Source organism: Klebsiella sp. MS 92-3 (assembly GCF_000195655.1).
Lineage (GTDB): Bacteria > Pseudomonadota > Gammaproteobacteria > Enterobacterales > Enterobacteriaceae > Klebsiella > Klebsiella pneumoniae.
Map to the genome: position 1 here is coordinate 1 of NZ_GL882756.1, position 5,685 is coordinate 5,685.

At 59.6% G+C, this 5,685-nt stretch carries 6 protein-coding genes; all 6 read left to right on the plus strand.

Annotation, left to right across the window (positions count from 1 at the left end):
• Positions 1-1,234 (plus strand): beta-ketoacyl-ACP synthase II (gene fabF / locus HMPREF9538_RS21885; protein ID WP_009484236.1); only part of this gene is annotated, 1,234 nt, incomplete at its 5' end.
• 125 nt (positions 1,235-1,359) lie between these two features.
• Positions 1,360-2,169, plus strand: coding sequence for an aminodeoxychorismate lyase (pabC, locus tag HMPREF9538_RS21880; protein ID WP_009484237.1), 810 nt, complete (start codon positions 1,360-1,362; stop codon positions 2,167-2,169).
• Between the two features lies 1 nt (position 2,170).
• Positions 2,171-3,193, plus strand: a complete 1,023-nt coding sequence (gene yceG, locus HMPREF9538_RS21875; protein WP_002900671.1) for a cell division protein YceG — start codon at positions 2,171-2,173, stop codon at positions 3,191-3,193.
• A complete protein-coding gene (gene tmk / locus HMPREF9538_RS21870) occupies positions 3,183-3,824 on the plus strand; it encodes a dTMP kinase (RefSeq protein ID WP_002900674.1) in 642 nt (213 codons plus the stop codon). Before yceG ends, tmk begins: the two co-directional genes overlap by 11 nt.
• Complete coding sequence (gene holB / locus HMPREF9538_RS21865; protein ID WP_004147932.1) at positions 3,821-4,825, plus strand: DNA polymerase III subunit delta'; 1,005 nt, start codon at positions 3,821-3,823, stop codon at positions 4,823-4,825. Before tmk ends, holB begins: the two co-directional genes overlap by 4 nt.
• Positions 4,826-4,835: 10 nt before the next feature.
• Positions 4,836-5,630 (plus strand): metal-dependent hydrolase, encoded by a 795-nt coding sequence (locus HMPREF9538_RS21860; protein ID WP_009484238.1) that lies wholly within the window; start codon positions 4,836-4,838, stop codon positions 5,628-5,630.
• The last annotated feature ends 55 nt before the right edge of the window (positions 5,631-5,685 follow it).

Below are 5,685 nucleotides of genomic sequence, written 5' to 3' on the forward strand. Positions count from 1 at the left end.
GCGTCGTGTAGTTGTGACCGGACTGGGCATGTTGTCTCCTGTCGGCAATACCGTAGAGTCTACCTGGAAAGCTCTCCTTGCCGGTCAGAGTGGCATCAGCCTGATCGACCATTTCGATACTAGCGCCTATGCAACGAAATTTGCTGGCTTAGTAAAGGATTTTAACTGTGATGACATTATCTCGCGCAAAGAACAGCGCAAGATGGATGCCTTCATTCAATATGGAATTGTCGCTGGCGTTCAGGCCATGCAGGATTCTGGCCTTGAAGTGACGGAAGAGAATGCAACCCGTATTGGCGCCGCTATCGGCTCCGGTATCGGCGGTCTCGGCTTGATCGAAGAAAACCACAGTTCGCTGGTTAACGGCGGACCGCGCAAGATCAGCCCATTCTTCGTTCCTTCCACAATTGTTAACATGGTGGCCGGACATCTGACCATCATGTTTGGTCTGCGTGGGCCAAGTATCTCTATCGCGACCGCGTGTACTTCAGGCGTGCACAACATCGGCCAGGCCGCGCGCATCATCGCCTATGGCGATGCCGATGCGATGGTGGCAGGCGGCGCGGAAAAAGCCAGCACCCCGCTTGGCGTGGGCGGCTTCGGCGCGGCGCGTGCGCTCTCCACGCGCAATGACAACCCGCAGGCGGCGAGCCGTCCGTGGGATAAAGATCGTGACGGCTTCGTGCTGGGAGACGGCGCGGGTATGGTGGTGCTGGAAGAGTACGAGCATGCCAAAAAACGCGGCGCCAAAATCTACGCCGAGATCGTTGGCTTCGGCATGAGCAGCGATGCTTACCACATGACGTCACCGCCGGAAGATGGCGCGGGCGCCGCGCTGGCAATGGTGAATGCTATTCGCGATGCGGGCATCGAACCGGGCCAGATCGGCTACGTCAACGCCCACGGCACCTCGACGCCGGCTGGCGATAAAGCGGAAGCGCAGGCGGTTAAGTCTGTCTTCGGTGATGCGGCGAGCCGCGTACTGGTGAGCTCTACCAAATCCATGACCGGGCATCTGCTGGGTGCGGCAGGGGCGGTAGAGTCGATTTACTCTATCCTGGCGCTGCGCGATCAGGCGGTTCCGCCGACGATCAACCTCGACAACCCGGATGAAGGCTGCGACCTCGACTTCGTTCCACACGAAGCGCGTCAGGTTTCCGGTATGGAGTACACCCTGTGCAACTCCTTCGGCTTTGGCGGCACTAACGGTTCGCTGATCTTCAAAAAAGTGTGACAGGGCTTGCCCCGGCACTGCTTTAACAAAAGGCCCGTTTGTCGGGCCTTTTTTATTCAGCTTTCTCCCCTTGTTCTCTGCTCTGGGTCCTGACACACTGACCGACCAGTGAAAAGGAGTCCTTTATGTTCTTGATAAACGGCGTTGTACAGGACACGTTGGCAGCGAACGATCGCGCCATCCAGTTTGGCGACGGCTGTTTTACCACCGCCCGCATCCAGCAAGGGCAGGTTGCGCTACTGGACGCCCATCTGCAGCGTTTACAGACAACCTGTGAAAAATTACATATCCCATTTAACGACTGGCTGACGCTGAGCGAAGAGATGCAGCGTCTGGCTCGGCCGCACGCGCAGGGCGTGCTCAAGGTGACTCTCACCCGCGGCGTTGGGGGAAGGGGATACAGTGCGGCGGGCTGCGTGTCGCCCACTCGCATTCTCAGCTTCTCTCCATACCCGGCGCATTATGCGCGCTGGCGGGAGGAGGGCATTACTCTGACCCAGAGTCCGGTGCCCCTGGGGCGCAACTCCTGGCTTGCCGGCCTGAAGCACCTTAATCGCCTTGAGCAGGTGCTGATCCGCTCTCATCTTGAGCAGACGGACGCCGATGAGGCGCTGGTCCTTGACAGTGACGGGTGGCTTACGGAATGCTGTGCCGCGAATTTATTCTGGCGTCAGGGACGTGATGTATTTACTCCGCGACTCGATTATGCCGGGGTCAACGGCATTATGCGGCAGCGCTGTATCGCGCAGCTGGCACCATCGACGTTTCGCGTTGTCGAAGTGACAGCGCGTCCCGAGACGTTGCGGGAGGCCGATGAAGTGCTGATCTGCAATGCGCTGATGCCGCTGGTGCCGGTTCGCCGCTGGGAGGAGACCACCTGGTCCTCGCGTGAGCTTTACCATTTTTTAGCCCCTTTGTGTGAGCTGTCTGGTTAGTATGAAGAAAATGTTACGTTTTATCCTGTTGCTGGTCGTGCTGTTGGGCATCGCCGCGGCGGCAGGCATGTGGAAGGTACGCCAGCTGGCGGACAGCAAGCTGCTGATTAAGGAAGAGACCATCTTTACCCTCGAAGCTGGCACCGGCCGGCTGGCGCTGGGCCAGGATCTCTATCGCGAGAAGGTGATCAATCGCCCGCGCGTTTTCCAGTGGCTGCTGCGGGTGGAACCTGAGCTGTCTCACTTCAAGGCCGGGACCTATCGCTTCACGCCGCAAATGACGGTGCGCGAGATGTTGCAGCTGCTGGCCAGCGGCAAAGAGGCGCAGTTTCCGCTGCGCTTTGTCGAAGGCATGCGCGTCAGCGACTACCTGCGCCAGCTGCGCGATGCCCCGTACGTGAAGCACACGCTTGAAGACGATAGCTACGCGACGGTGGCTAAGGCATTAGGTCTTGAGCATGCCGACTGGGTAGAGGGCTGGTTCTGGCCGGATACCTGGATGTACACCGCCAACACCAGCGATATCGCCATCCTCAAGCGCGCGCATCAGAAAATGGTCGCCGAAGTGGCGAAGGTCTGGGAAGGACGGATGGAGAATCTGCCCTATGCCGATCAGAACCAGCTGTTGACCATGGCCTCGATTATTGAAAAAGAGACCGCGGTAGCGGAAGAGCGCGACCGCGTCGCGTCGGTATTTATCAACCGCCTGCGCATCGGTATGCGCTTGCAGACCGATCCGACCGTAATCTACGGGATGGGCGCAGGATATACTGGTAAGTTAACGCGTAAGGATCTCGAGACGCCGACCGCATACAATACTTATACCATCAGCGGTTTGCCGCCGGGCCCTATCGCGGTGCCGGGCGAGGCCTCGCTGAAGGCGGCCGCCCATCCGGCGAAAACGCCATATCTTTATTTCGTCGCCGACGGGAAAGGGGGCCATACGTTTACCACAAACCTGGTCAGTCATAACCGTGCGGTGCAGGATTATCTGAAAGTACTTAAGGAAAAAAATGCGCAGTAACTATATCGTCATCGAGGGGCTGGAGGGCGCCGGGAAGACCACCGCACGTCAACTGGTGGTGGAGACGCTGCAGTCGGCGGGTATTCACGATATGGTGTTTACCCGCGAGCCGGGGGGCACAATCCTTGCCGAAAAACTGCGTAGCCTGGTGCTGGATATCCAGTCCACGGGCGATGAAGTGATTAACGATAAAGCGGAAGTGCTGATGTTTTACGCGGCGCGCGTCCAGTTGGTGGAGACCGTGATTAAGCCCGCGCTGGCCCGCGGCCAGTGGGTGATCGGCGATCGTCACGATCTGTCGACGCAGGCCTATCAGGGCGGCGGCCGGGGAATTGACCGCACGATGCTGGCGACGCTGCGCGACGCGGTACTCGGTGATTTTCGCCCCAATCTGACGCTGTATCTCGACGTCACGCCGGAAGTGGGGCTGCAGCGCGCCCGGGCCCGCGGCGAGCTGGATCGCATTGAGCAGGAGTCCATGAACTTTTTCAACCGTACCCGCGCGCGCTATCTTGAGCTGGCCGCCGCCGATCCTTCTATCCGCACGGTTGACGCAACTCAGCCGCTGGATGCCGTGGCGCGCGACATTCGCGCCACGATCGCCCAGTGGATGGCGGAGCAAGCGGCATGAAATGGTATCCGTGGCTGCGCCCCTCGTTCGAGCAACTGGTCGGTAGCTATCAGGCCGGACGAGGCCACCACGCCTTACTGTTACAGTCCCTGAACGGGATGGGCGGCGAGGCGTTGATTTACGCGCTGTGCCGCTTCCTGATGTGCCGCCAGCCCGAAGGACATAAAAGCTGCGGCCACTGCCATAGCTGTCAGCTGATGCAGGCCGGCACGCACCCCGATTACTATGCGCTCAGCCCCGAGAAGGGCAAGAGCGCGCTGGGTATTGACGCGGTGCGCGATGTCAATGAAAAGCTCTATGAACATGCACGCCTTGGTGGGGCAAAAGTGGTCTGGATTAGCGATGCTGCCTTGCTGACCGATGCCGCCGCCAACGCGTTGCTGAAAACGCTGGAGGAGCCCCCGGAGAATACCTGGTTCTTCCTCGCCTGCGAGGAGCCGGCGCGTCTGCTGACCACTCTGCGCAGCCGCTGTCGCCTGCATCATCTGGCGCCGCCGTCTGAGCCTTATGCTCTGGCCTGGCTGGAGCGTGAGGTGAGCCTGCCGCAGGAGTCATTGTTGACCGCGTTACGCCTGTGCGCCAGCGCGCCGGCTGCGGCGCTCGAACTGTTACAGGAACCGCTGTGGACGGCGCGGCAGCAGTTGTGTCAGGCGCTGGCGGCTACCCTGGCGAGCGGTGACTGGCTGGCGCTGCTGCCGATACTCAATCATGAACAGGCGGCGGTTCGCCTGCACTGGCTGGCGTCGCTGCTGGTCGATGCGCAAAAACGACAGCAGGGGATTACCCTGGTGAGTAACCCTGACGTCTGGCCGCTGCTGGAGCAGCTGGCGCACAGCCTGCCCGCCGCCCGGCTGCAGGCGATTGCCCATGACGTCTGTACCTGCCGCGAGCAATTGCTCAACGTTGTCGGTGTCAACCGCGAACTGCTGCTTACCGAGCGCCTGCTGCGCTGGGAACATTACCTGCAACCCGGGACGGTTTTACCCGTCTCCCACCTCTGAGTGAGACATTATGTTTTTAGTCGACTCCCACTGCCATCTTGATGGTCTGGATTATCAAACTCTACACAAAAACGTCGACGACGTGCTGGCAAAAGCGGCCGCACGCGATGTGAAATTTTGCCTCGCCGTCGCCACGACGCTGCCTGGCTACCGCAGTATGCGCGAACTGGTGGGGATGCGTGACAACGTCGTCTTCTCGTGCGGCGTACACCCATTAAACCAGGACGAGCCCTGGGAGGTAGAGACTCTGCGCGCGCTGGCAGCGGAAGAGGGCGTCGTGGCGATGGGGGAGACCGGTCTGGATTATTTTTATACCCCGGAAACTAAAGCCCAACAGCAAAGCTCGTTCCGCGACCACATTCGTATCGGCCGTGAGCTCAATAAGCCGGTGATCGTCCATACCCGTGACGCGCGTGCCGATACTCTGGCTATTTTGCGCGAAGAAAAGGTGACGGATTGCGGTGGCGTACTACACTGTTTCACTGAGGACAGGGAGACAGCGGGCAAGCTGCTCGATATGGGGTTCTATATCTCGTTTTCCGGTATCGTCACTTTTCGTAACGCCGAGCAGCTGCGTGATGCGGCGCGCTACGTGCCGCTGGATCGCCTGCTGGTTGAAACCGATTCGCCGTACCTGGCGCCGGTCCCCCACCGCGGCAAAGAGAACCAGCCGGCGCTGGTCCGTGACGTTGCCGAGTATATGGCGGTACTGAAGGGGGTGTCGCTTGAGCAGCTGGCTCAGCAGACCACCGACAATTTTGCCACCCTGTTCCACATCGACCCCGCCCGTTTGCAACCTGCTTGATCTGCTTATTATTTTAAGGCTCGTAATTAATAGCCAAAGCGAGTAAAGTTCACAA

Bases quoted from the DNA above. Each gene is read 5' to 3' on its own strand.
- holB (WP_004147932.1), top strand. From the start codon at position 3,821: ATGAAATGGTATCCGTGGCTGCGCCCCTCGTTCGAGCAACTGGTCGGT.
- tmk (WP_002900674.1), top strand. From the start codon at position 3,183: ATGCGCAGTAACTATATCGTCATCGAGGGGCTGGAGGGCGCCGGGAAG.
- HMPREF9538_RS21860 (WP_009484238.1), top strand. From the start codon at position 4,836: ATGTTTTTAGTCGACTCCCACTGCCATCTTGATGGTCTGGATTATCAA.
- yceG (WP_002900671.1), top strand. From the start codon at position 2,171: ATGAAGAAAATGTTACGTTTTATCCTGTTGCTGGTCGTGCTGTTGGGC.
- pabC (WP_009484237.1), top strand. From the start codon at position 1,360: ATGTTCTTGATAAACGGCGTTGTACAGGACACGTTGGCAGCGAACGAT.